Origin of the sequence: Candidatus Nitrotoga sp. 1052 (genome assembly GCF_927312905.1) — a bacterium.
In the GTDB taxonomy this organism is placed as follows: domain Bacteria; phylum Pseudomonadota; class Gammaproteobacteria; order Burkholderiales; family Gallionellaceae; genus Nitrotoga.
Map to the genome: position 1 here is coordinate 18,244 of NZ_CAKMHQ010000089.1, position 23,982 is coordinate 42,225.

Below are 23,982 nucleotides of genomic sequence, written 5' to 3' on the forward strand. Positions count from 1 at the left end.
GGCTGCGCCATGCTTGAAATGATCAGCGAACACGCATGCTTTGGAGGAGTGCAGCGGTTCTATAGCCACCAATCCGAAGAAATCGGCTTGCCAATGCGGTTTTCGGTATACCTGCCGCCGCAGGCTCGGGAAGGCAAGGTTCCCGCCCTGTTTTGTCTGGCCGGCCTGACCTGCACGGAAGAAACTTTCATGATCAAGGCGGGTGCCCAACGTATTGCTGCGGAGCAGGGGCTGATGCTGATTGCGCCCGATACCAGCCCACGCGGCGCCAATCTTCCAGGCGAAGCAGACAGCTGGGATTTAGGGGTAGGTGCGAGTTTCTATCTAGATGCGACAGAAGCGCCATGGAACAAGCATTACCGTATGTACAGCTACGTGCTGGAGCTATATGAATTGATTGTGCGGAAATTCCCAGTGTACCCTTCAAGTATTGGCATTACCGGGCACTCAATGGGCGGGCATGGGGCGCTTGTCCTGGCGCTGCGCAATCCGGCTCTTTTTAAATCAGTATCGGCATTTGCCCCGATCTGCGCACCGAGTAAATGCCCCTGGGGTGTAAAGGCATTTGCTGCGTATCTTGGCAGCAAGCAAGCAAGCTGGCATCAATACGATGCCAGCGCACTTATGGAACAAAGGCATGCGCCATTTACAAGCGGGATACTGATTGATCAGGGTTTGAGCGATAAGTTTCTTCCGAATCAATTGTTTCCGCAAGCGTTCGAAGCGGCCTGCCAAAAAGCGCAGCAGCCATTGAAGCTGCGCAGGCATGCTGACTACGATCATGGGTATTACTTTATTTCAACATTCGTCGAAGAACATATTCGATTTCATTATCGAAAATTAGGTGGGACACTTCGATAACGGCATCGATAAATATACGTCCAAATTATTTAGAAGCCATTTGAAAAGTGAAGTCCCTAAGGAGGAATGATCATGAATTGTGGTCGGTTGGTACTAATGGAGTCCACCATGTTAAATGGTAACGCTTATTCAATAACGTAATTTTCGCTATACTTGGCAATGGCAGTGTGCGTTGACCGATTGAATAACAATAACGGAGATCAGCATGGTTAAGCCCACTTTGGTGTTGACAGCGGCCGCATTACAACGGCGTGCCTTTCTCAGGCTGCTCAGGCAGGCGGGCACCTTGGGTGCTGCAAGCGCATTCGGCAGCACGGTATCGACGGCACTTGCTGGAGAGTCCGGTCATGTCACGCTGCCGTTCGAAAATGGTGAGCGTGATCTCGTCGCATACCCGCAAAAGCGTCCGCTGATCTTGCTTACTGCCCGCCCGCCAAAGCTGGAAACCCCATTCAGCGTATTCAATGAAGGGGTGATCACGCCCAACGACGCATTCTTCGTACTTTATCATTGGAGCGGCATTCCTACCTCGATCGATGCGTTGAGCTATCGGTTGCGCGTCGGCGGCAACGTCAACACACCGCTCAACTTGTCGCTCGCCGACCTCAAGCAAATGGCCGATGCGGTCGACCTGGTCGCCGTCACCCAGTGTTCCGGTAACAGCCGGGGCCACTTTACGCCGCGCGTCAACGGCGGCCAGTTTTCGAACGGTGCCATGGGTAACGCGCGCTGGACCGGCATCCCGCTGCGCAAGGTGCTGGAAAAATCGGGTGTCAAAGCAGGCTCGGTGCAGGTCGCATTCAATGGCCTCGACACGCCGCCCGTAGGAAATGCGCCCGATTTCATAAAGGCACTTAATATCGATCACGCGCTCGACGGTGAAGTCATGCTGGCGTGGCAAATGAACGGCGCCGACCTTCCTCTGCTGAATGGCTATCCAGTGCGGCTGGTCGTCCCCGGCTACTACGGCACTTATTGGGTGAAACACCTGTCTGACATTACGGTAACCGGCAAGGTATTCGATGGATTCTGGATGAGCAAGGCCTATCGCATTCCGGACAACCAGTGCGCCTGCATCGAGCCGGAAAAAGCGTCCGTCAAGACCATACCGATCAATCGCATGAACGTACGCTCGTTCGTGACCAGCCTGACCGATGGTATGCATGTCAAGAGCGGACGCCAGACCATCGTGCGCGGGATCGCTTTTGATGGCGGGTACGGCGTGACCGAGGTTGCGTTTTCGCCCGATGGCGGCAAAAACTGGCAGGCCGCCCAGCTGGGCAAGGATATGGGTAGGTACTCCTTTCGCGAATGGAGCGTTGCGTTCACGCCAAAACACAAAGGGAAACACGAATTGCTGGTGCGTGCGGTCAACCGGATCGGTCAGGGCCAGCCGCTCAGCCCGTTGGTAAACCCTGGCGGCTATATGCGCAATGTGGTCGAGTCAACCCACGTCGTTGCTGTTTAAGGAGAAACGCATGAGGCACACCCTGATTCGCATCCTGCTGGCGGCGAGCGCCCTTGCACCTTACTCTGCAATCGCCCTCGATATCCAGCTGCCGCCTGAAACCGCCGTGTTCAAACCAAGCGAGCTGCCCGGCTACATGCTGGCCCAACGCAATTGCATGACTTGCCACTCAGTTCATTACATCCAGTCGCAGCCGCCCTCTTCGTCGCGCGACTACTGGGAGGCCACCGTCAAGAAAATGAGGGTGCCATTTGGCGCGAAGCTTGCAGATGAAGATATCCCTGCTATCGTCGACTATCTGGTCAAAACCTATGGCGCCGAACGCAACAGCGGGACGATGGCACTAAACACAGCGGACAAACCGGCGACCGTTGCGCTCACGGCGACGCCTGACCCTGCCGACGCAAAAGCACTGCTCGGTGCCAACAACTGCATGGCATGCCATGCGATCGACAAGAAGATCGTGGGTCCAGCCTTCCGGGACGTAGCGGCGAAATATGCTTCGAAGGCCAACGCAGCTGCGCTGGTAGCGCGCAATATCCGCGATGGCGGCTCCAATAAATGGGGACCGGTGTCAATGCCGGCGTACGGGCAACTTAGCGATGTTGAGGCCGGTGTCCTCGCACATTACGTTCTATCTCAATAGTTTTTCAGTGTATTGTTCGGGCTAATATTTCGCAACGGCCAGCCAAGCCAGCGCCGCCTTTCTACGGCGTACGCCAGAAGCAGAACATTTGAGGTTTAAAAAACGCTATTTTGAACTGGGAGATTCAAGTTAAACGAGGAACATAGAATGGCAATTACCGCAATCCCAGTGGACCAACGGGTAATCGATATCGATTCACGCCGCTTTGCTTCTGTCGAAAAAGCCCTGGTCGAATTGATTACCAACAGTGATGACAGCTATGCCCGACTGGAAAAGTTAGGCACGAAGGTGACTGGCCGGATTCGCATCCAGTATGAGCGGCATCAGGCAGGCGCGTTGCTGGTGGTCGCCGACCAGGCGGAGGGAATGTCCTTCAAGCAGGCCTGTTATATTTTAGCCTATGGTGGGGCTCATAGCCCTTTGGCGCGAGGTGAGAGCGGCGGGCGCGGTTATTTCGGTCGTGGCTTGAAGCAGGCAATTTATGGCCTTGGTCACGGCTGGATCGAGACCATTCATGGCGGACGATATTCCCGTATCGAGTTATTCCGGAGTGAAAATGGCGGCTATCTCTATGATAATGGGGGCGGTGATAGGCCAACGGACGCTAGAGATTACGAGCGCCTGGGCATTGCTGACAGCGGCACCCAGGTGACCATCATCATTGAAAACATGCAGGTGAACATATCCCACTATCAAACCGTTGTGCAGGCGGTGGCTAATAACATCTATCTGCGCGAGGTGTTGACGCGGCGGAATGTTGAGCTGCTGAACGTGCACCATGGCACGGAGGTGGAGCGCAGCGGACAGGTGCGTTATGAAGAGCCTCCTGCCATTCTGCTGCTGGGTCCCGATCAGGCCGGGTACTTCGAATATGAGAAAAAGCCGTATCCGTTCACGCTCACCCTAAAGCGCGCCCTTGATGTGGAATTAACGCCAAGGGGCGATGAGCGGACGAATGGACTGGTTATCCTGTCCGGCATGGCTATACTTGACTGTCAGCTATTTGAATATGAAAACCAAGTGGGGACGGAGTACCTTTTCGGCACGGTGCGTTGCCCGGCCTTGATCGAAAAACTCGGCCAGGGCGTGGCCATTATCAGCGACGAAAGAGAGGGCTTGAATCGTAAGGACGCTTTTGTGGCGGCGTTTTCCCAGGCCGTCAGCAGAATGATCGCGCCCTGTGTGTTGGCAGAGCAAGAAAAACTGAAACATCTGGAGCTTGCCACAACCTCCGGCCGAACCAGTCATATGATCGAGCACCTGCTTCAACGCATGAATCGGGCGGCAATTCAGGACCTTGGCATCATACTGCCGCCGCCTGACATGGAAACTGCTGCCGTTGATGAGGCAGAACATCCGGCTGCGCTGCGTTTTACCACGCCTTTTTATTATCGCAAGCTCAATCATCCTTTCCACGTCACCTTGCTGATTGATCCCGGTCAGTTTGCCGGTGATGAGGTATTAAACTTTAATTATGCGTTACCCGACTCCATGCACATCGAACCCGCGCCAACGGAGATACCTGTCCGCGAGTTAAATGATAGGCAGCGGATAGAATGGACGATTGTGGGCGACACAGCAGGAGATCGTGGAGAGATCACGGTGCGGGCGGGAACCTATTGGGCCTGGTGTGAAATGGTTGTGGCGGAACATGCTTCCGGGCATAGCTACGGCACAACCGGCCATGTCGTGAAAAAAAGGCTGTCACGGGATCATGGAGAGGCCATGTTCGTTGGGTATGAATTACGCAATCTGAATAACGAACTAGAGCGAGCAGTATATAGCCCCAAGGAGCGAAAAATCATCATCAATACGGGTGCGCCGACCGTGCAGCTGTATGTGGATGGCCGGGGACGTTTTCGAGATTCTGCAAGGCTGCTACTGGCCGAACTTTTTATGGATGTGATTTCAGATGAGCTAGCTCGACGCTCGGTAGATAAATCAGGCCTTAAAGGAAATGTCGAGGCTTATCACGCCGCCAAGCTGGATATCATTCGTCGATACGGCAGTGAGATCCATCTTTCTTTCCTGAAAACATGAGTCGATAGCAATGGGGAGCGAGCACTCGAAACCAAGTGCTTAAATGTCATCTGGCTAAAAGAAACTTTCAAGTTAAAAAAGACAAATCAACTTGAAATTCAAGTTGTTATCCATTTCTAATGTGATAGAACCTGAATCCATCACACTACCTGAATTCAACGAAATACCAAGCGCTACCAAACAAGGTCACTTGCGACGCATTAGTCCCATGATAAGCGAGATGACAAACAAGATAATGAAGATGAAGAACAGTATTTTGGCGATCTCGGCGGCACCGGCCGCAATACCGGTAAAGCCGAGTAAAGCAGCGACAAGCGCGATGACTAGAAATACAACGGTGTAATGTAGCATTTTATTTCCCTTTTTTTGACGGTCGGTCAACTAGACATTGTCATGCTTGAAGACCGACCGCTATTTTTATTTGAGCCGCATATCATTCTTGACCGATTTCACTCCTTTGACGCCACGCGCAACCTCGGCCGCCTTATTGATATCAGCTTGGGAACTGACAAAACCGCTCAGTTGTACCTCACCCTTGAAGGTTTCGACGTTAATTTCGGCGGACTTCAGGGAGGGCTCATTCAAAACAGCCGCCTTGACCTTCGTGGTCAGAACGGTGTCGTCAATATATTCTCCTGTCCCTTCCTGCTTCGACGTAGATGCGCAACCCACAAAAAAAGCCAACAGGGCAGTCAGGAAAAAAGTGGAAAAACGTTTAAATTGTGTCATGGTAATGCCCTCCAGATAAATGATGAAGCTAAATTGCCTCTCGATGCTTGAACTAAAACAGAATCAAGAGTCTCGTGTCTGCAACCTTTCGTTGCGTGGTAAAACAAAAACTTGGATTTCGCTGCCCGCTGAGTAATCGCCAGAAGACGAAATTAGAGCAAATGCGCTATATTTTGCCCATTAGCAACAGAATGATCAGGATCAGCAATACCAGTCCAAGACCACCGCTGGGACCGTAACCCCAACCACGGCTGTGAGGCCAGCTTGGGATCGCACCGATCAGCAGCAGGATAACAATAATAAGCAAGATTGTTCCTAATGACATTTTATATCTCCTAATAATAAATCGTAGCAGCGTAACACCTGAGAAATCTAATCGCAGCACGACAATGTCGCTTTCATCGGCACGTTGGAACCAGCCTTCCAGCTGTTTCAAAAGCTGCCCCTTCGAGACAAGTCATTTACTAGACTACGCAGCAACCCCCGTTGATCTTGGCAGTCATAGTCATGCCCTTATTTGAAAGTATCGCTCAAACGAGGGCGGTCGTCTGTGCTCCACCGCACACAGAAAATCAATGCAAAGTAATATTTCAGAGCGGTTTATTCAACATTCTGGCTAGATATTCTGATCAATCTATTCGATGATTTACTATGTAAGTTCGCCTCAATCTTTGACTTGGTAGACCGATAAAAGGAATACGATAAGCCACACGGGCATAAAGTATGATTATAGATAGACAGCGTAATGGTAGGCTTTATCCAAGGTTGATGAGGAGATAAGTCTTCTACTGAAAACGATGCACAGACTAAACCACCATTGAGTGTTGCACTGCGAAATTGAATCCACAGCGTGAAATCCGTAAACATGTCAAATGAGAACCCCCACAAAGCTACCGGGCTACGCCGGTTGGTGAATGCCATGAGCTATTCCCTTTCTGGACTACTGCTTGCTTGGCAAGATGAGGCCGCCTTTCGCCAGGAAGTTATTCTCGCCATCGTTCTTGTGCCGGTGGCCTTCATGGTGCCAGTGGGTGTGACCCAGCGGGTGCTGCTGGTAGCTAGCGTCATGCTGGTGCTGGTGGTGGAAATGATCAACTCGGCCATTGAAGCCACCGTGGATCGGGTATCCCTGGATATTCATCCATTGGCCAAGAAAGCAAAAGACATGGGCAGCGCTGCTGTTTTGTTGGCACTGACGAATGCCGTTCTGACTTGGACCATGATTCTCTGGTCCTTGGGGTAAAGATAAATATGCTCGGGCGATTCGTGTCTTTGATCATGCGCTCATTGCGCAGAGGCAATGTTCTGGTGGATGCCACGATCAATCAGACTCGTCTGGGAGTGCTTGGTTTACCTGCTGATGTTGGCCTGTGCAGCGCCGGCTTGGCAAGTGTTCTGCTAGTGCGGGACGAGGCGCTAGGGCAGTGTTGCGCACTATCGTCAGCACGGAATTTTAGAAAGGCAGGGCCGCTGGCCATACTGGCATCGGGAGGGTCCGGCCAGAAATTTATGGACCAGTTCGCCCGCAGTCTTGATAGCCCCGATGAATGCAGCCGCGGTGCACTTGTTTTTTTCCGTATTACCGATGATTGTGCCGAAACCATGGGGCGACTTGGCGCTAATCGTTTCTTTGATGAGATTGATGCTTGTGGTGTGACAGCACAACACGCTGTGCTGGTTCAGGAGGGTCAGGCGATCTTCGATTGGCAAAACCATGATCTACTTATCAAACAGTGGCAGGCCTGGAAGACTTGGGCTACTAATCATCATGCTCCCATTCTCCTGATAATCGAGGATATTAACGGAGCTCATGGTTTTTTGTCATTACTGCGAATGTTGCCGGAACTTGTGCCCAACCTCGCAGTGCTGGACGCGGATTGCGGCGGTGGCTTGTTAACGGTTGAACGGTGGGCGGGGCAGGATAAGAGTGTAAATCGGCAATTCGGCCTGAAATTGTCCGCACAGGATAAATCTCTGCATTCAGATGGCTCTGAAATGAATGCTAGAGGGCAGGTGGTTCTTTATGCGCCTGACCAAGGGCGGGTCATAGCGACAGCCGCTATCGTGGCTGGGGTAAAGGGTGTGCCCGCAGAATGGACAGTGGTAAATAATCTGTCTGATATGGAAGCGGTCTGTAATAATGCGGTGGCCGCTACCATCCTGTTGCATGCGGATGGTGACCAAGAGTTTGAAACGCTATCGCGATTCGTCCATCGCATGCGCCTGTCCCATCCACGTTCCCTAAAAATTATCGTGCGAGAGGTTGGCAATAAACTCCGTTACAACAATGAGTTGGTGCTCCTGCGTTTGGGGGTAAACTTGATGGTGCACAAGGAAACTCCATTCTCTCGCTTATTGCAGGTAATAAATGACATAGCTGCCCAGACCTTCAGTCGTCCGGTTGAGAATGAATATCTTCTTGCTGTGCAGGCCGCTGAGCCGAACCGGGTTGCCGGTTACCTATCGCCGTCCACCTTTTGTCGCGAAGTGGCAGCAATGCTCAAACGTTCCGAGCGTATCAATCTGGGCCATAGCCTGGTGCATCTTCCAATTCTTTCACGGGTAGCACAACTGGATGCTCTCCAGGCCTGCCAGGCACGAAGATTTGGCGATATCTTTACCGCCGATCAGAATAGTGTTTATCTGTTTTTGTTTGCTTGCCGGGAGTCTGATGTGGATTCGACGCTCGATCGGCTTTTTTCCGTGCCTGTGACGGAACTGTTTTCTTCCCATATCATTGAGCCGACACCAGAGCTGATCTTGGAAACCGTAGGTCAGCTGCGGCGAGACAACGAAAGCTCGCCTATGTCCGATTACTCGGCGATGCTGCAAGTCGGCCTGCCGATTCTGGAAGACAAAGTCGAGCGCCCGATTGCAACAACTGGCCTCCAGGAGGAGGTGGTGCAAATTTTCCCGCCTTCATCGACTGAAATCACTGAGCCCAAATTGACATGCCCCGTGGTCAAGCACCGGGCCATGCGGCCTTTCCCCCTACCTCGGCATGTAACGACTGACATGCTTTCTACTTTTTCTGAACAAGCCCTCAATAATGCTTGAAAATTTCCTGTTATCCTTCCTTTCAGGCGCAGTGCTAGCTGTAATTGCCTATTATGTTCTGAAGTACCGGTTGCTACGACGCCTGTTCTTGCGTCGGCATTTGCGTTGCATAGTGCCCTATAAGCCTAGTCACACCGAACGGGTGCCTGGCTCAAGGGACTGACTCATGTTCAAAATTGCCATTGTTTCAGCCGCAGGCGGTGTCGGTCGATCCACTCTGACGGCCAGCCTGGCCACTTTGCTTGCCCAGCGCGAAATTGCGGTTCTGGCCCTGGACTTCGATCCCCAAAACCTATTATCCACTCTGCTCGGTAGTGATGAAGTTAGCTTAGGTGGACTGCTACCGGACTACCTGACAAGGAAAGAATTTGGCAAGAGTGCGCTTGTCAATTCAAACGAAGTGGCTTGTTTGCCGTTTGGTCGGGCTAATGAAGCCAGCCTGGTTACTTTTGAGCAACACCTGCGTACAGAACCCGAGTGGCTCAAGAAATGTATCGCTCAGATTGATTATCCGCCAGGGGCTTTTCTACTAATGGATACACCCCGTTTGCCTTCTCCCTATGCACGCCAGGCCATGGTTGCAGCAGACTTGGTGCTTGCTGTGCTGGCGCCAGATGTTCGCTCCTTGGCTCTGTTACCAGCGGTGGAAGCTGCGCTGTCCCGGTGCGCTCCAGGGCGTCAGTCCATCTATGTGATGAACGGTCTGGATAGTACCCGAGCACTTCAAAGCGATTTATTGGCACGATTCCGGTCGTCTCTGCAGATGCGGCTATCACCTTATCCCATTCATCGGGATGAGGCGATTCCACGTGCAGTCGCAAATCGGGCGAACTTACAGAGCTTAAGCCCGGACTCCCTAGTCGCCCATGATTTGAACGGCTTGCTCAACTGGCTGCTTGCTGGACCTGCAAGCAGCCTCGACGGAAGGGTGCAAGTTTGATGCGCTATTTTCTGCTCTGGGCCGCTCGTCATTTTGGTGTGTTTCGGCCGGACCAATCAAGTCTATGGCTGAAGCGACTGTTCTGGTTGCCGAAGGCTGATGAGTTGGCTGCATCGGCCCGACTGGAGGTTAGATCGCGCCCTGATCCGATGGGCTGGCTGGCTAAGGAACTGGGAGTGGTTGACAAGCGTAGCGTCTGGCAGTGGGTGCTGCATTTATTTATTTATCCTCCGGATCGAGCCGCACGCACTGAAACCTCTTTCTGGAGCACTTTTCTTGCCTTGTCGGTTCACACTATTGGCCTGCTGTTTTCCGCTGTGGTGTGGATTGTACTGGCAGGAGTTCGAGTCCTGCGCTGGCTTTGGCAGCGGCTGCTCTCATTCCTGCCGACAGTGGACCACGAGGCGGTTGGTCGCCGCTTGGAGGGCTGGCTGGAGGCGCCTTCTTTTCGCAAGCCTTTGCTACTCTGGTTGCTGGTTCTATCTTCAACATTCTTTTTCTGGCTGGTGGTCACCACTCCCTTTACCTGGTTTGGGCAGTTTTTATTCCTTGTCTGCTTGTGGGGAACCGCGCTGTTCGTGCGGCGCATTCCCGGTAATCTGCCCGCTCTGATATTGATCGCCCTTTCAGTGCTGGCATCATGCCGCTACGGCTGGTGGCGATTGACCCAGACCATCCCGCTGGATTCCGGCTGGGAGACCTTTCTTGCCATCGGTTTGCTCCTTGCGGAGATATATACTTGGCTGGTTCTTCTGCTTGGCTACGTCCAGAATGCCTGGCCCCTCAAGCGGCACACCTTGAGCCTGCCAGCGGACACCACCCTGTGGCCCAGTGTCGATGTATTCATTCCCACCTACAACGAGCCTCTCAAGGTGGTGGAGCCGACGGTTCTTGCTGCCAAGGGGATAGACTGGCCCAGAGATAAGCTCAATATTTATATCCTAGACGATGGGCGACGGGATGAATTCCGTCGCTTTGCCAAGGAAGCCGGGGTGGGTTACATCATTCGGCCCGACAACGCCCATGCCAAGGCGGGCAATCTGAACCATGCACTAAAATTGACTAGCGGCGAGTACGTGGCCATTTTTGACTGCGATCACCTGCCCACTAACTCCTTTCTGCAGTCGACAATGGGCTGGTTTCTCAAGGACAAGCGTTGCGCCATGCTGCAGACGCCCCATCACTTTTTTTCCCCTGACACCTTCGAGCGCAACCTCGGCACTTTCCGCAAGGTTCCCAACGAGGGCGCCTTGTTCTATGGCTTGATCCAGGACGGCAACGATTTCTGGAATGCCACCTTTTTCTGTGGCTCTTGTGCGGTAATGCGTCGGGGGCCACTCGAAGAGGTAGGAGGGGTTGCCGTTGAAACGGTGACCGAAGATGCCCACACCGCCCTGAAACTCCACCGGCTCGGCTACACTACTGCCTACATCAATATTCCTTTAGCAGCAGGGCTGGCTACCGAAAGCCTCTCAAGCCACATCGGCCAGCGTATCCGCTGGGCACGAGGCATGGCGCAGATTTTTAGAATCGACAATCCATTCTTGGGTAAGGGTTTGAGCTTCTTTCAGCGCATCTGTTACAGCAACGCGATGCTGCATTTCTTCTATGGAATTCCGCGCCTTATTTTTCTGACGGCCCCTTTGACCTATCTTTATTTCGAAGTCCACATCATCAGCGCGGCAGCCGCCATGCTCGCCCTCTACGTGCTGCCCCACATGCTGCAGGCCAATCTGGCCAATGCACACATCCAGGGGCCGCATCGGCACTCGTTCTGGGCCGAGGTATATGAGTCGGTTTTGGCTTGGTACATCATCCTGCCCACTGCCGTCGCCGTCTTTAATCCTGGGGCCGGAAAATTCAATGTCACGGCCAAAGGAGGCCTGATCGAGAACTCTTTCTTCGATTGGACCATTTCCAAACCGTATATCGTACTAGCTGTACTTAATATTGCCGGGTTGTCCATCGGCCTGGGGCGGCTTTTCTTCTGGAACACTTTTGAAATGGGAACAGTGTTGCTCAACCTGAGCTGGACAATCTACAACCTCCTGATATTAGGTGCAGCAATTGGCGTCGCCACTGAAGCCAGGCAAGTGCGAGTATCCCACCGGGTATCTGCTAACCTGTTGGTAGCATTGCATTTTATGGATGGGAGTACCAAGATGTGTCGCACCGAAGACTATTCCATGACTGGCCTTGGCCTGATGCTCGACCGGGAATTAGAGTTGCCGGTGAAAGAACGGGTTTGGGTTTCGCTTTGGAATGACGAGGTGGAATTCGCCTTTCCTGCAAGAGTAATTGCGAGTCATGGCAACAAGCTTGGAGTTCAGTTCGACAATCTGAGCATAGAGCAGGAAGCAAATCTGGTTCAGTGTACTTTTGCCCGGCCCGATGCCTGGAGCAATTGGTCGGACGAGCAGGGCGTGGATCGCCCGCTGCAAAGCCTGAAAGAAATAGCCACCTTTGGGTTCAAGGGTTACCGCAGTCTGTGGCGTAACCTGGGCAAGGGTTTGGCGAGGCAGCGTCAGTTGGTGCGGGGTTGGCTTGGGAGACAAATGATTTGATGATTTCAGGCTGTATAAATTTCGGGAGTCGATAACAAATATGGGTTACTGGAGTATTTATTTTATTGCCAAACTGGGCCTGTTTTACAGCGGGTTTATTGGTTTTCACTGGCTACCAAACCTGATCTTCGCCGTTACGCTTGTACTGCCTCTGGCGTCTAACCGCCATCGCCTGATACGCACGGTTCTGGCGATGCCAGTAGGTCTAGCCCTGCTTTATCATGATTCCTGGCTGCCGCCGATTTCGCGCGTCCTTTCCCAGAAGGAAGCTCTGACAGGGTTCGGCAATGATTACCTGCTGGAGCTCCTGGGCCGCTTTGTGAATCTCTGGATACTTGCTGCTCTGGGACTTCTGTTGGTGGTTTATCTGCTGCTGCGTCGCCGTCTGCGTTTTGCCACACTGGCTTTTCTTGGCATCCTGAGCGCGCCTATTGTTAGCCTACAGGGTGGCAATATCGTCCAGATTGTTTCTCCCCGTCCGGCGCTAGCGGGTGTAAGCGCCACTGTTTCGCCGGATAAGCAGGAGCCGACGGCCCAGCTAGAAGCCTTTTACGCCGCCGAACAGGGCAAGCGGGTGAGCTTTCCATCTATTGCAGACTCTGCCGTGCCCTTTGATGTGGTGTTCCTGCATGTCTGTTCTCTTTCATGGGACGACATGGACTACGTGGGCGAAAGCAACGTCACCCTGTTAAATCATTTTGATGTAGTGTTTCGTCGTTTTAATTCGGCCGCCAGTTACAGCGGTCCCGGTGCCTTACGCCTGTTTCGCAGTAATTGCGGCCAACTTTCGCACAGCAAGATGTATGAAGGGGATGCATCCCAGTGCAACCTGTTCCGCAATTTTGAGGCTGCTGGCTTCGAAGTGCGTGGCCTGCTCAATCATGACGGACACTTCGACCAGTTCGCAAGTCTGGTACAAGGATTATCTGGTATCGGGGTAAAGCTGGACGACAATCGCTTCGCGCCCGTATCTATGCGAAGTTTTGACGACACCCCTATTTACGAGGATTTCCCGCTACTCTCGGAGTGGTGGAAGCACCAGCAGCCATCTGGCCGGCCACGAGCCTTGTACTACAACACCACTACCTTGCATGACGGAAACCGTATTCCTGGGGTAAAGTCGCGTTCTAGTCTGGAAACTTTCAAGCCGCGTCTGGATAAATTGATGTCGGATTTTGATCGCTTCATCACCTTTCTTGAGGACAGGGGGAGGCCGGTGGTAGTGATTCTGGTGCCAGAACATGGCGCTGCCTTGCGGGGAGACAAGGTGCAGATATCCGGTATGCGTGAAATTCCCAATCCCAAAATCACCCTGGTACCTGCCGCCATCAAGCTGATAGGCTTCAAAGGTAAGTCAGGGGATGCTCCACGCCAACCCTTGCAGGTGGTCAAGCCGGTTAGTTACTTTGCGATTAGCACGCTTCTTGCCGACTTTATCGCGGATAGCCCCTTTACCGGGACTGGCGGCAAACCTCTGGCGGAGCGGGTACAAAATCTGCTGGATACACCTTTCGTGAGCGAAAATGAGGATATCGTTGTAATGGGACGTGAGAACGGTTATCTGATGCGCTCGGAGGGCACCTGGGTCGATTATCAGCCTGGGTTGTGATCAGAAGCGGGAGTAGGGCCTAGCCGTTATCGGCGGGAAGCGCGCTGGTTCTGAATGAGCCTTAAACAAGTAGCGCAGGTATATAAAAGTTAAGTTTGGAGTATAGAAGGCTGTGCGATCCATGTTGTGATATCCACCAATGGCCAGGTTAGGCGTAACCTGGTATTCGGTTGCCAACCGCAGGGAATAGCCTTTTCCACCACCGTCCCCCCCGGGGTAAAATCCAGGGTCGATGCTATTGCCACTATTGACAGCATCACTTTGCAAAGCGCTGTTTGTTGGGTAATAAGGCATACGTTTCTCATCGGTCCAGGCGAAGGAGGTTGAACCCCTCAGCAAATAGGAAAGCTTCCCGCTACGGCCTGCCCACTCTATCGGCAGGTTCACTGAAGTGTAGCTTTGCGGGCTGTAGTAACCGCCATGACCAAAAGTGTAGAAGGACTCGTTTTCCTTGTAGCGCCAGTGGGTCAGGGTTAGTCCCAGATTGACCCACATGTCTTCCCGGCGCAGCACGTCCTTGTCTATGCCGATGCGCAGGGCGAGACGATTGTTATCGAGTACATTCTTGCCCCGCAATAGGCCATATTCGGCGCTGGCGAAGGTATTAAACTGACCAAAAGTGTGGGCAAGCCGACCGCCAACCCCGGTATAGGCTATCCCCCCCCAGATTTCACCTGTAGCGGGGTCGCGCGCGCCGGAATAGGAAAGCAGGCTGTTAGTTTGGGGGCGTCGGAAAATTTCAAGGGCGTAGTCCACTTTGTTTGCTTCCCAGCCTTTGCGAATGCCCCCGACCATATTCTGGACCGGAAAACCGATACCGATCATGCCCAAATCCCAGCGTAATTCATCACCCTCATAGCCCATACCGACCGAGGTACCATCTACCTTTTGCGCAAATGGAGGAGGGAGAGAGGATGGCCTCACTCCCAACTTGCCAAAGAGAGGAGCATCGCCTGCGGCGAGCTCGCCAGCATCGACACTGACCCGGTCCATATGGATGAAGCCATGCCCGTCATAGCCTACCGGCCACCACCCGACCATTGGAGTCTCCGTTCCGTGATAGGTGGATGTGCCGTTTGAAGAGTTCCTGCTGAGCTTTTCGAACCCTATTTCAATGCGGGGATCTCGCCTGGCCTCAATACGGGTAATTTCCTCCTCTGCTCTGGTGGGGCGGCGAATTAAAGCTGTTTTCCCCAGCTCTGGTATGGACGGGACGAGGGGGATGTCGGTGCCCAGGTTTGTGATGTCTTCGGTCATGAGCAGGCCATGCAAGTTGGATTCCGCTACAGATTTTGGTTTGTCAGCGGCACCTGCATTCTTACCTGCATCGGGCAACCCCAGGGAGTTGCCAAGTTGTAGTGCTAGGCCGATCAGCGGGCGCTCATGTTCTAGATTGAGGAGAGGCACTGAGTCAGCGGTCGTTGCAATGGTCGTTGCCACGCCCGGAGCACGCCTCTCCAGGGCCAGTGCTTGGCGGAAATAGGCCAGGGCAGCATGATACTGTCGGTCACTGTGTTCGATACGGCCTGCCTGGATTAGAATATCCGGATTGCCGGGGTTGCTGGCGAGCAGATTTGCAATCATCTTTCTAGCTTGGGCTATATTTCCAAGGCGAACTTCCAGCCGGATAACGGATAGCCTGGTATCCACATCATTCTCACGCAAATGCGGTAGCAGCTGATCGATCGTCTCCTGAGCAGCCTGCTTTTCCCCTGCCTGGGCGTATGCCTGTGCGAGGTTTAAACGTGACTCCAGGTCGTCCGGATGTTTATCCAGTATCGCCTTCAAGATCAGCAGGGCGGCTTTCGAGTCGTTAGCCTCCAGCAGCAGGCGAGCCTGGGCTTTCAGGGTCGAAATCTCGCCTGCTCGACCTGACACAGACGCCCGGGCGGCAAGGGTGCGAGCCTGAGCTTCTTCGCCTCGCTGCAGCAGATGCTCGATTTGCCGGGCAGTAAGGTCAGTTTCGATTGCCAGAATGGTCTCCCGTTGCTCGTCATTCCAGTCGGAGCGTTGCTGTAGTTCGGGCAGGAAAATGCTTAGTGTGTCATCCTGTTTGGCCCGATTGAGCAGCGATGCGTAATAGAGCTGGCTGCCGGCCGTTGCAGTTTTCGCGTCAATCAGGTGTCGCTTCATCAGGGCGAGGCCGCGAGCTGGTTGATCGATGGTAAACCAGCCTTCCGATACTTGTTCGATCGCACTCGGCTTGTCCGCGGCATGTCGTTCAGCAAGAAGCAGCATCTGGACTGCTGTGTCCCTCTTGCCGCCAGCTTGGAACTTCTTGGCCTGACGGATGCGCAACTTGATCCAGGTGCGCGTTTCCAGTTCGTTCATGGCGCTGGAACGTGCCGACAGGGGGATGCGGGCCAAGCGCTGGAGCGCTTCTTCTTCTCGCTCTTGGGCAGTCAGCACCAAAGCATAGGCATAGTTCATGCCGGAGTCGTCCGGGGCCAGCGCAGCACCCTCTGCCATTACACGGCGACTGAGGGTCTGCAAGCCCAGGCTCTCATACAGATTTGCCAGATCATGGCGAATCCAGGCATCACGAGGGGCGAGGAGTAAAGCGGTTTCCAATGCCAGCAGGGCATGGCTGGTGCGGTGAGCGCTGATGAATGCCTCGGCTTCATCCCGTAGCAGGCTGGCTTGGGTTTCGTTGAACCGGTTAGCTTCCTTGGGGTTTCTTTGGCGAAATTCGGCGATCAATGCTTGGGCTTCATCGCGTCGTTCGCTGCGGGAGAGAAGCGCAAGTAGGCCGCGCATAGCCGAAGCATTGCCCGCATCCCGTTTGAGAGCATCACGGTAGAGTGATTCGGCACCGGCCAGGTTCTGGCCACGGGCGAGAATATTGCCCAGCAGGGCGAGCCCATCGGCATTGTTCGGTTCGATACTCAGTGCTTGCCGTGCAAACTGTTGCGCTTCAGCCAGCTTTCCGGCTTCGAGTAACGCATCGGCCCGTTTCATTTGCCCCCAGAAATTTGCAGTGCGGATCAGGCCACGCCATTGGTTGCTGCCCGGTTCAACCCTGGCCGCACGCTGAAACCAGCTCTTAGCCTCTTCGTGACGCCCTTGGCGCAAGCGAAGCAAGCCGATGCTACCCAGCACTTTGGGATCCTTGGGGCGTTTTGATAGCGAGTTTTGCAGTTCACGCTGGGCATCTTCCAGCTGTTCGTGTTCCAGAAAAGCGATCCCAGTTTGACGGGCACGTACCGCAGGGTCATTGGCGATGCGCAACGCTTTCTCATGCAATTGTTGTAGTTCCGCCAGATATTCGATGGCATTCTGGTCATTAGGAAATTCTTTCAGATAGCGCAGGACCCAGGGCAAGGTTGCCGGTGCTGCCGCGAGACGCTTTATGGCAGCCCACCAGTTTTCGCGTATTTTTTGTCGGTTAACGTCGGGCGCAGCGGCCAAGGATTCATAACCTTGCAGGATTTCCTGTTTGCTGCCCTGATTGCTCTGCAGCTTGAGCCAGGCAAGGCGGTAGCGTGCTTCCCCTGTTTCCCGGTAGAGCTTGTCGAGAGCGGATTTTGCCGTTTGCTGATCTGCGGCAGTGCTACTCACGAGTTGGTAATATTCGAGTCCGAGTTCACCTGGGGGGGGACCTTCCGGAAACAACCGGCGCATGATTCTGGCAGCTTCCTTGGCGTTGCCGGCTCTGGCCATCAGACGTGCGTTTGCCAGAGCCAGCTTCTCAGTGGTGTTAACCCGATACAGGCTGCGCAGACCCAGAGTCTTGGAGTGTTGAGGATAACGCTGTTCCAGGCGACGCAAATATTCACCGGCAAGTTTTATATTCCCCGTACGCAGTTCAATGCTTCCCAGCATAAACAGCACTTCCGGATTGGATTCGATCGCCAGTAATTTTTCCAGCATGACACGTGCCAGATCCGGACGATCCTTGGCTTCCCACATGCGGGCGCTGCGCAGCAGGTCGGCACTAGCGCTATTTTCTGGACTGGCAAGGGCTGGAGCACTCAACAACCCGGCCAGAGTCAGTGCGAAGGCAAGCGGGATGAGGCGGAGCTGCATGGTTTTTGCCAAGAGGGCAGCAGGCTGCCATTTTTCGTGAAATGGTAGCGCCCTTCCATCCAGCCATGGGCAAAGAGGGAAAGCGCCTGTTCATAGTAGGCGTCCGGCCGCGGTGGGCGAGCCGTCAGACGATCGAGTTGTCCCTGCAGGGCGGCGCTATCTTCCCGGGCGGCCAGGAAGGGTAGCAGTGCGGCGGAAAATCCTGATGGCCCTGGGCCATTGGCTTCACCCGTGATTATATTGACATACTCTGGCGGGTAGCCGTGGCGCGCGATAAAGCCAGCCATGGGAGCAAAAGCAGCAAGAAGTCTTGGTTGGGCAGGAGCTTCGGGCGCAAGCATGCCGGTCCACAGATAAACCCGGATGGCGTTATAGCCACCTGTGCCTTTTTCTTCTCCCGCACTATCCATTCGGAATCCCCTGCTGTCCTGATAGATCGTCCAGTCAGGCGAGAATCCCCGTGGGGCGGATTCCAAGATGATTCGCAGGGAGGATTCCGAGATCCGCTGCCAAGTGGGATCTGGACTCCGGCTGCTTAGCCAGTCCATTAGCTGCATGGGCAGGTAGCTGGGATTGAGGCGCCAAGCCTTCTCTCCCACCTTGAAGCCGCGCGGTGCAGGTAGCAGGGTGGGACCTAGACCCGGCAGGTCTGCGGTTTCTTCGCGCAAAATACGGTTGGCCAGCAGCGATGAAAGCGCAACGAAGCGGCGGTCGCCCCAGAGCCGGCCCGCTTCTCCCAACGCATAGACCATCCACAGATCGGCATCCGATGCCGGATTTTTGTCCAGCACACCCCAGTTGCCATCATCTCTGCGACCCCATAGCCAAGCTGGCAGATGGCTGGTCAGGTCACCATTTGCCAGATTGTTTTCGGTCCATTGCAGGATTTTGTCGAAGGTTTTGCGATCGTTGGCCACCAAGGAGAAAAACAGCGCATAGGCCTGTCCTTCTGATACGGTCTGTTTGCGGGGGGTATTGCCATCCACTACTCGTCCGCCCTCACTAATGAATCCTGACTTGAAGCTTTGCCAAGCAGGCCAGTCTTCCTGGCAAGTGGGTTCTGCTGTTATTGCTTGAGCAGCCCCCAAGCAGAAGCAGAGCGCAGCGAGAATTTGGCATCCCCGGCACAGCAAAACGCCTGCCTTACGTATGGTACCCACGAATAAATATTTCATTTCCAGGTGCTTATTCCTTATGTTGGCCGAGTCGTCTGGCAGCCAGGCTACGTAGGGCACCAAAGGCAAGCAGCGCAACAAAAAGGCCGATTGCGATGCCGATAGCAGTCAGGAACAGAGGGTGGTGATACAGGTGGAACCATATCCAGCGCCACCAGGGCAATTCGCCAACGTAATACACATTATTAACGCGGAAACTCTCGACACTTTCCCCACGCATCAAAGCGATGTCACCGCGGATGTATTGAACCTTCCCGCCATCACTCAGGGCGTCAAGAGCTGAGGTCAAAGCTGCGGGGGTATTGGCAGTAAGGGCCACGACACTTCGTGACGGGCTCAGCGGTGATTCAAAGCCGATGATGGCGGCCAAGGGTCCGGAGCCAAGAAATATGGTGCCTGCTCCGGATTTGACTGTTTTATTCTCACTCAGTCCGAACCATTCATAAGCCATATCCATGGCTTTGCCTAAAGGCGTAAAGGTGCGGCTTCCTTCTTCCAGCAGGGCTGGAAGGGATTTACCCCAACTGGCGAGAAGATCCTTGTTGGCACCACTGGCAATCACCAGCAGATCTGAATCTTTTGCCTCCTGCACTGATTTTGTCAGTATGAGCTTGAAGCGCAGGGCGGGAACGCCGGTGGAACGGCCCATGTGGCCCAGCAAAGCGAACATGGCTTCCATGTCAAAGGTATTGGGCCGATCGGGGATGACGATCGCGGTCTCGGCGAGGTCGGCGTACTTGGTGAACGGGAATCCGCTGTTAGCGAAAAATGCCAGGTTTGGCATCGCTGCGTAGTGGTAAAAGTGGCTCAGATCCAAGGTTGAATCCGGGTCGATTGCAGCGCGCATGTTTCCTTGTGGTGAAGATTTGCAGCGACCGTTGTCACTGGACGGAATGGAAAATGAAAACTGTAGCTGATTATTGCTGCCCAAGTGGAAAGCGGGGATTACCACTCCGCTTTGCTCGCGCAGGGAACCATCATCCAGAATAGGCAGTATCAAGCGGTTCTTTTCTCGGGTTCCCGTGCTGGACAGCAGGGGTATGGCCTCGATAAATTGGTTGTTTATTTCGATTTTCAGGCTGGCATCACCTTGTTCCGCCGGTGGCGTGTAACGGTATTTGAGGTCAATCGGCACTCCCTTCACTTCCCAGGTAAACAGATCGGCTGGCAAGCGGGCGTTGATAAGGATTGATTCGAGGGGCTGACCCTGGCGCTGTAGGTCGGCGGGGCTATTGATGAGTTGGCCCAATGGGATGGGGCGGCCTGACTGCAGCCAGTTGGGCGCATCGTAAGCGACACGGCGCGGTGGATATTCCAGTGTCTTGACGGCAATTGAAGTACCAGTCATGGCAGCCTTACCAAGAGCCAAGGCATCGGCGGCTAGCTGCAGGTCGGCAGCATTACGGCCAAGAATGAGAAGTAACTTGCCTGTTGGATTCTCCGGGTGTTGAACCAGAGAGATAGTCGGTGCGTCCACTTTGGGATATTTAGCAAGAAATTCAGGCCGTTCGTCATTGGTTGCGAAAACCACTCCATAGCGTTCAGGCAGACGATTCAAATAGGCCGGAAAGCGAGCACCGCGATAGCTTGCCAAAGCACCAAACCAGGAGGCGATACCGCCCGCCGCCCGCAGGGAATTCAGTGATGGCTTGGCGGAAAATATGAAAGGCAGATTAAGCAAGCGATTGTCTCGTTGATCGAAGAAGGGCGCTGGCAGCAGAGCAAGATCGTTGCGTAGAGCTATTGATTGCAGATTTATTTCAAGCGTGCTCATGTTGCTAATGTTGGCCCACAAGCTGGAGTGGAGAGGAAATTCGCAATCATTGGTGTAATGGCCGATCAACTGCAGGTGCAGTTTGTTAAAATCAGTGAAGAAACGTGGATCAAGATCAAGATCAAGTTTCTGTGGGCCAGCCAGACTTTCCTTGGTCACCGGCAGCGTGGCCAACACTTCATCGTTCAGGTAAACCTTGAGATGAGAGAGATTTGGTAACAGTGCGGGGGACAGCGTGTAGTTTAGGCGCAGCCTGGCCTTGGTGACGACCTCGTCCAGCCGCACGCCCAAAGAAAGATAGGCGTTACCATCCACGCCCTTCAACTCGATTGGGCGGGAGGCGCCAATGTCCTTCATGGTTAGTACTGACTGGCGGCTGGGAATTGGTGCGGCTTCTGCCTTTGGCAAGAGAAGTGGTGCATTTATTTGAGCGGCCCATGAAAGAGATGAAAAGCTTAAACAAAGAGCTGCGAACAGTACGAAATATTTGTTGAGGTTGGTAATCACAGAAACTTTCATTTTTGATTTTTTGGTTTTATCTGATTTCAATTAATTGGCAGGGGATTCTATTATCTTTTTTATCATTGGTTTTACCATTGCAATTCATTATTTCTAGTTTGAATTATCAGAGAAATGTAATCGGCACGATAAATGGATTAAGGCGGAGAATTTCCTCCTGCTTGTCATTTAGTAATGCACAAGTTTGGTAGTTCAGTTCTCTTTTGCATTGAGATGAGAAGACAAAGCCGTGGCTATTTTCTAACTTCCTAAAATGTGGACCCGAATAGTTGCCGTACTTATTGCGTTGCCCATCAGACAAATGTATCCGCATGATCCATCATCGCTCAGTGTGCGGGAGCGTAAACACGTATTGGCGGTTGCCAATTCGGACGAATTCGGTAGCCTGCCACCCAGTCAGATCGTGCCGATATTGGCGGATCGAGGAGAGTACATCGCTTCTGAATCAACGTTCTATCGCATCCTGAGAGCCGAGAACTTGCTCCGGCATCGGGGTGCCGAACGACCCGCGCAACGCCGTCACAAACCGCGTGCGCTCGGCGGAACCGCGCCCAATCAGCTGTTCAGTTGTGACATCACTTACCTGCCGACGCCGGTGAAGGGCATCTATTTTTACCTGTATCTGTTCATGGATATTTTTAGCCGGAAAGTTGTCGGCTGGCAGATTTATGATGCGGAAAGCAGTGAGCTGGCGAGCGATGTTATGCGTTATATTTGCGCACGAGAAGCCATCAAACCGGATGAGGTGGTACTGCATCGGACAACGGCAATCCGATGAAAGGCGCCACGATGCTGGCTACCTTGCAAGCACTGGGCGTCGCGCCGTGGTTTAGTCGTCCGGCGGTTAGCAACGATAATCCCTATTCAGAATCGCTGTTCAAGACCTTAAAATACCGACCTGCTTATCCGCGCCGGGCGTTTGAAAGTATGCTCGCTGCAAGGCAATGGGTTGGCTTATTTGTGCAATGGTACAACGAAGAACACCGACACAGCGCCATCAACTTTGTGACCCCGGCAGAGCGCCATGCTGGCCTCGACACGGCATTATTGGAGAAGCGTGCCATCGTCTACGAGGCGGCAAAGAACAGATGCCCTGAACGTTGGAGCGGGGCCACACGAAATTGGCAGCCGGTTCTCGTTGTGCACCTAAATCCGGATCAACACAAAGACTAACATAAGAAAGGAGATTTAGCGCACAAAATAGCAGTATGAACAAAAACATTCAGGCGACTTAGCTTGACGATCACCGACCCCGAGTTCGCTAAACTCGGAATGATCGCAAATGCTCAGCCTAAAATTCAAATCGTGGACACCCATGAGCTACCTGGAACTTTATCAATATTGACGTTGCCGTCGGTGTATCTCAATTTAACCGGACACGAGTGATAGTATCCGCAAAATCATGGCTGTTATATAGGAGTCATAAACAATATGCGTGGATATATAATATTCCATCAATCAAGACGAGTTCGCACTTTTACGAAATAACCCTCATTCCCCGGCTTTCCACCAATACTCAACTTTCACTGTCCCAATTCAGCGAAATAAGAGTGGGGCATCCATGCGCCATTGCCCCGACATGTGAGCCCACTTTTGCTAAGCTTTCAATCGATGATTTTGAAAAGGTAAAAATTGCAGGCATACATCCGGACTTAAACTTTCCTCAGGTAACATGCCTTGAGCATAAAGCTGCCAGAGTCCATTTTGCAGTCCACCTCATGGTCCCCTGCAACCAAGCGGATGCTCTTGACCTTGGTGCCCATTTTAAGAGTAATAGACGACCCCTTGACTTTCAGATCTTTGATCAGCGCCACCGAGTCGCCATTATCCAGCACGTTGCCATTGGCATCTTTCACCTCCGGTTCTGCGTTGTCGTCTGCCCGTGCGGTCTTCACTATCGGCCACTCATGGCCGCAGTCGGCACAAATATAGTTGTCGCCATCCTGGTAAATGTTCTCCATAACACATTGGGGGCAAGCTGGGATGGTAGGCATAATTTTTTTAAACTTTAGGTGGCTCAGATACACCCGGCTAAGGCTGCGGCAGGATATCCAGTACAGATTCAGATGGTCGACACAAGCGAGTCCCCAAAGGCGTTACGACAATCGGGCGATTGATCAGAATCGGGTTCGCGATCATGAAGTCAATCAGTTCATCATCGCTCCATTTCGGATTATCCAGGTCAAGCTCTTCAAACAGCGAATCTTTTTGGCGTAGCACATCACGCACCGGCTTACCAATGGCTGCAATCAAAGCCACCAGTTCGGCGCGGCTTGGCGGCGTTTTTAGATACTCGATAACACGTGGTTCAGTGCCACTATTGCGGATCATCGCCAGAGTGTTGCGCGAAGTGCCACAATTGGGGTTGTGATAGATGGTTATGTCAGTCATAGGCTGCTTTACTTAAATATTCAGCCCCGATCATACCAAGACCTGGAGTTGTTGACGACACGAACCACCAAAAGCATGACGGGCACCATCTTAAGGGCGCCTCTAAAAATTCAATTTTCTAAGCAAGGCAAGGCACGAGTAAAAAATTTGAGCGCGGCATATAGTTGATATGTAAGCGATAAT

The 23,982-nt window shown here is 53.1% G+C and carries 17 protein-coding genes and 1 pseudogene; 10 read left to right on the forward strand and 8 right to left on the reverse strand.

The window, feature by feature from the left end:
• Positions 1–9 precede the first annotated feature (9 nt).
• The 4 genes from fghA (at position 10) to MJ768_RS14460 (ending at position 5,015) form a co-directional block, all read left to right on the forward strand.
• The gene (gene fghA, locus MJ768_RS14445; RefSeq protein ID WP_239292717.1) at positions 10–861 is read left to right on the forward strand and encodes an S-formylglutathione hydrolase; all 852 of its coding nucleotides are present in this window, start codon (positions 10–12) and stop codon (positions 859–861) included.
• Between the two features lie 205 nt (positions 862–1,066).
• The gene (gene sorA, locus MJ768_RS14450; RefSeq protein WP_239292719.1) at positions 1,067–2,329 is read left to right on the forward strand and encodes a SorA family sulfite dehydrogenase catalytic subunit; all 1,263 of its coding nucleotides are present in this window, start codon (positions 1,067–1,069) and stop codon (positions 2,327–2,329) included.
• 10 nt (positions 2,330–2,339) lie between these two features.
• Positions 2,340–2,975, forward strand: a complete 636-nt coding sequence (sorB, locus tag MJ768_RS14455) for a SorB family sulfite dehydrogenase c-type cytochrome subunit (RefSeq protein WP_239292721.1) — start codon at positions 2,340–2,342, stop codon at positions 2,973–2,975.
• 147 nt (positions 2,976–3,122) lie between these two features.
• Complete coding sequence (locus tag MJ768_RS14460) at positions 3,123–5,015, forward strand: ATP-binding protein (protein ID WP_239292723.1); 1,893 nt, start codon at positions 3,123–3,125, stop codon at positions 5,013–5,015.
• Between the two features lie 186 nt (positions 5,016–5,201).
• Here the strand turns inward: MJ768_RS14460 and MJ768_RS14465 are convergent, their stop codons facing one another.
• The 3 genes from MJ768_RS14465 to MJ768_RS14475 form a co-directional block, all read right to left on the reverse strand.
• Positions 5,202–5,366, reverse strand: coding sequence for a DUF1328 domain-containing protein (locus MJ768_RS14465; RefSeq protein ID WP_239292725.1), 165 nt, complete (start codon positions 5,364–5,366; stop codon positions 5,202–5,204).
• 66 nt (positions 5,367–5,432) lie between these two features.
• Entirely contained in the window at positions 5,433–5,744 is a 312-nt protein-coding gene (locus MJ768_RS14470) for a BON domain-containing protein (protein ID WP_239292726.1), read from the reverse strand.
• A gap of 166 nt (positions 5,745–5,910) precedes the next feature.
• A complete protein-coding gene (locus tag MJ768_RS14475; RefSeq protein ID WP_239292740.1) occupies positions 5,911–6,069 on the reverse strand; it encodes a DUF3309 family protein in 159 nt (52 codons plus the stop codon).
• A gap of 594 nt (positions 6,070–6,663) precedes the next feature.
• Here MJ768_RS14475 and MJ768_RS14480 point away from each other — a divergent pair.
• The 5 genes from MJ768_RS14480 to bcsG all read left to right on the forward strand — a co-directional run bounded on the left by MJ768_RS14480 (position 6,664) and on the right by bcsG (position 13,914).
• Positions 6,664–6,987, forward strand: a complete 324-nt coding sequence (locus MJ768_RS14480) for a diacylglycerol kinase (protein WP_305855941.1) — start codon at positions 6,664–6,666, stop codon at positions 6,985–6,987.
• Between the two features lie 35 nt (positions 6,988–7,022).
• The gene (gene bcsE / locus MJ768_RS14485) at positions 7,023–8,801 is read left to right on the forward strand and encodes a cellulose biosynthesis protein BcsE (RefSeq protein WP_239292728.1); all 1,779 of its coding nucleotides are present in this window, start codon (positions 7,023–7,025) and stop codon (positions 8,799–8,801) included.
• A gap of 166 nt (positions 8,802–8,967) precedes the next feature.
• Positions 8,968–9,741, forward strand: a complete 774-nt coding sequence (gene bcsQ / locus MJ768_RS14490; RefSeq protein WP_239292729.1) for a cellulose biosynthesis protein BcsQ — start codon at positions 8,968–8,970, stop codon at positions 9,739–9,741.
• On the forward strand, positions 9,741–12,305 hold the full coding sequence (gene bcsA / locus MJ768_RS14495) for a UDP-forming cellulose synthase catalytic subunit (RefSeq protein WP_239292730.1): 2,565 nt from the start codon (positions 9,741–9,743) through the stop codon (positions 12,303–12,305). The genes bcsQ and bcsA overlap by 1 nt, the downstream gene beginning before the upstream one ends.
• Positions 12,306–12,345: 40 nt before the next feature.
• Positions 12,346–13,914: a cellulose biosynthesis protein BcsG gene (gene bcsG / locus MJ768_RS14500; protein ID WP_239292731.1), complete on the forward strand. Its 1,569-nt coding sequence runs from the start codon at positions 12,346–12,348 to the stop codon at positions 13,912–13,914.
• Here bcsG and MJ768_RS14505 read toward each other — a convergent pair whose 3' ends face one another.
• From MJ768_RS14505 to bcsB, 3 genes are read right to left on the reverse strand one after another with little or no spacing between them, the layout of a single operon-like run.
• Positions 13,915–17,940, reverse strand: coding sequence for a cellulose synthase subunit BcsC-related outer membrane protein (locus MJ768_RS14505; RefSeq protein ID WP_239292732.1), 4,026 nt, complete (start codon positions 17,938–17,940; stop codon positions 13,915–13,917).
• Positions 17,904–19,115 (reverse strand): cellulose synthase complex periplasmic endoglucanase BcsZ, encoded by a 1,212-nt coding sequence (bcsZ, locus tag MJ768_RS14510; protein WP_239292733.1) that lies wholly within the window; start codon positions 19,113–19,115, stop codon positions 17,904–17,906. Before bcsZ ends, MJ768_RS14505 begins: the two co-directional genes overlap by 37 nt.
• 10 nt (positions 19,116–19,125) lie before the next feature.
• Positions 19,126–21,297, reverse strand: a complete 2,172-nt coding sequence (gene bcsB, locus MJ768_RS14515) for a cellulose biosynthesis cyclic di-GMP-binding regulatory protein BcsB (protein ID WP_239292734.1) — start codon at positions 21,295–21,297, stop codon at positions 19,126–19,128.
• 430 nt (positions 21,298–21,727) lie between these two features.
• Between bcsB and MJ768_RS14520 the strand changes: the two are divergent.
• A pseudogene (locus tag MJ768_RS14520) lies at positions 21,728–22,581 on the forward strand (IS3 family transposase); the annotation flags it as partial.
• A gap of 479 nt (positions 22,582–23,060) precedes the next feature.
• Here the strand turns inward: MJ768_RS14520 and MJ768_RS14525 are convergent.
• Together MJ768_RS14525 and arsC are read right to left on the reverse strand one after the other, a co-directional pair.
• Positions 23,061–23,402 (reverse strand): zinc ribbon domain-containing protein YjdM, encoded by a 342-nt coding sequence (locus MJ768_RS14525; protein ID WP_239292736.1) that lies wholly within the window; start codon positions 23,400–23,402, stop codon positions 23,061–23,063.
• Between the two features lie 37 nt (positions 23,403–23,439).
• Complete coding sequence (gene arsC / locus MJ768_RS14530) at positions 23,440–23,799, reverse strand: arsenate reductase (glutaredoxin) (protein WP_445083008.1); 360 nt, start codon at positions 23,797–23,799, stop codon at positions 23,440–23,442.
• Positions 23,800–23,982: the final 183 nt, after the last annotated feature.

Coding starts and splice junctions, on each gene's coding strand:
- MJ768_RS14525 (WP_239292736.1), bottom strand. CDS start 23,402: ATGCCTACCATCCCAGCTTGCCCCCAATGTGTTATGGAGAACATTTAC.
- MJ768_RS14480 (WP_305855941.1), top strand. CDS start 6,664: ATGAGCTATTCCCTTTCTGGACTACTGCTTGCTTGGCAAGATGAGGCC.
- sorB (WP_239292721.1), top strand. CDS start 2,340: ATGAGGCACACCCTGATTCGCATCCTGCTGGCGGCGAGCGCCCTTGCA.
- bcsE (WP_239292728.1), top strand. CDS start 7,023: ATGCGCTCATTGCGCAGAGGCAATGTTCTGGTGGATGCCACGATCAAT.
- bcsQ (WP_239292729.1), top strand. CDS start 8,968: ATGTTCAAAATTGCCATTGTTTCAGCCGCAGGCGGTGTCGGTCGATCC.
- MJ768_RS14465 (WP_239292725.1), bottom strand. CDS start 5,366: ATGCTACATTACACCGTTGTATTTCTAGTCATCGCGCTTGTCGCTGCT.
- bcsG (WP_239292731.1), top strand. CDS start 12,346: ATGGGTTACTGGAGTATTTATTTTATTGCCAAACTGGGCCTGTTTTAC.
- bcsZ (WP_239292733.1), bottom strand. CDS start 19,115: ATGAAATATTTATTCGTGGGTACCATACGTAAGGCAGGCGTTTTGCTG.
- arsC (WP_445083008.1), bottom strand. CDS start 23,799: ATGACTGACATAACCATCTATCACAACCCCAATTGTGGCACTTCGCGC.
- bcsA (WP_239292730.1), top strand. CDS start 9,741: ATGCGCTATTTTCTGCTCTGGGCCGCTCGTCATTTTGGTGTGTTTCGG.
- fghA (WP_239292717.1), top strand. CDS start 10: ATGCTTGAAATGATCAGCGAACACGCATGCTTTGGAGGAGTGCAGCGG.
- MJ768_RS14505 (WP_239292732.1), bottom strand. CDS start 17,940: ATGCAGCTCCGCCTCATCCCGCTTGCCTTCGCACTGACTCTGGCCGGG.
- MJ768_RS14470 (WP_239292726.1), bottom strand. CDS start 5,744: ATGACACAATTTAAACGTTTTTCCACTTTTTTCCTGACTGCCCTGTTG.
- MJ768_RS14460 (WP_239292723.1), top strand. CDS start 3,123: ATGGCAATTACCGCAATCCCAGTGGACCAACGGGTAATCGATATCGAT.
- MJ768_RS14475 (WP_239292740.1), bottom strand. CDS start 6,069: ATGTCATTAGGAACAATCTTGCTTATTATTGTTATCCTGCTGCTGATC.
- sorA (WP_239292719.1), top strand. CDS start 1,067: ATGGTTAAGCCCACTTTGGTGTTGACAGCGGCCGCATTACAACGGCGT.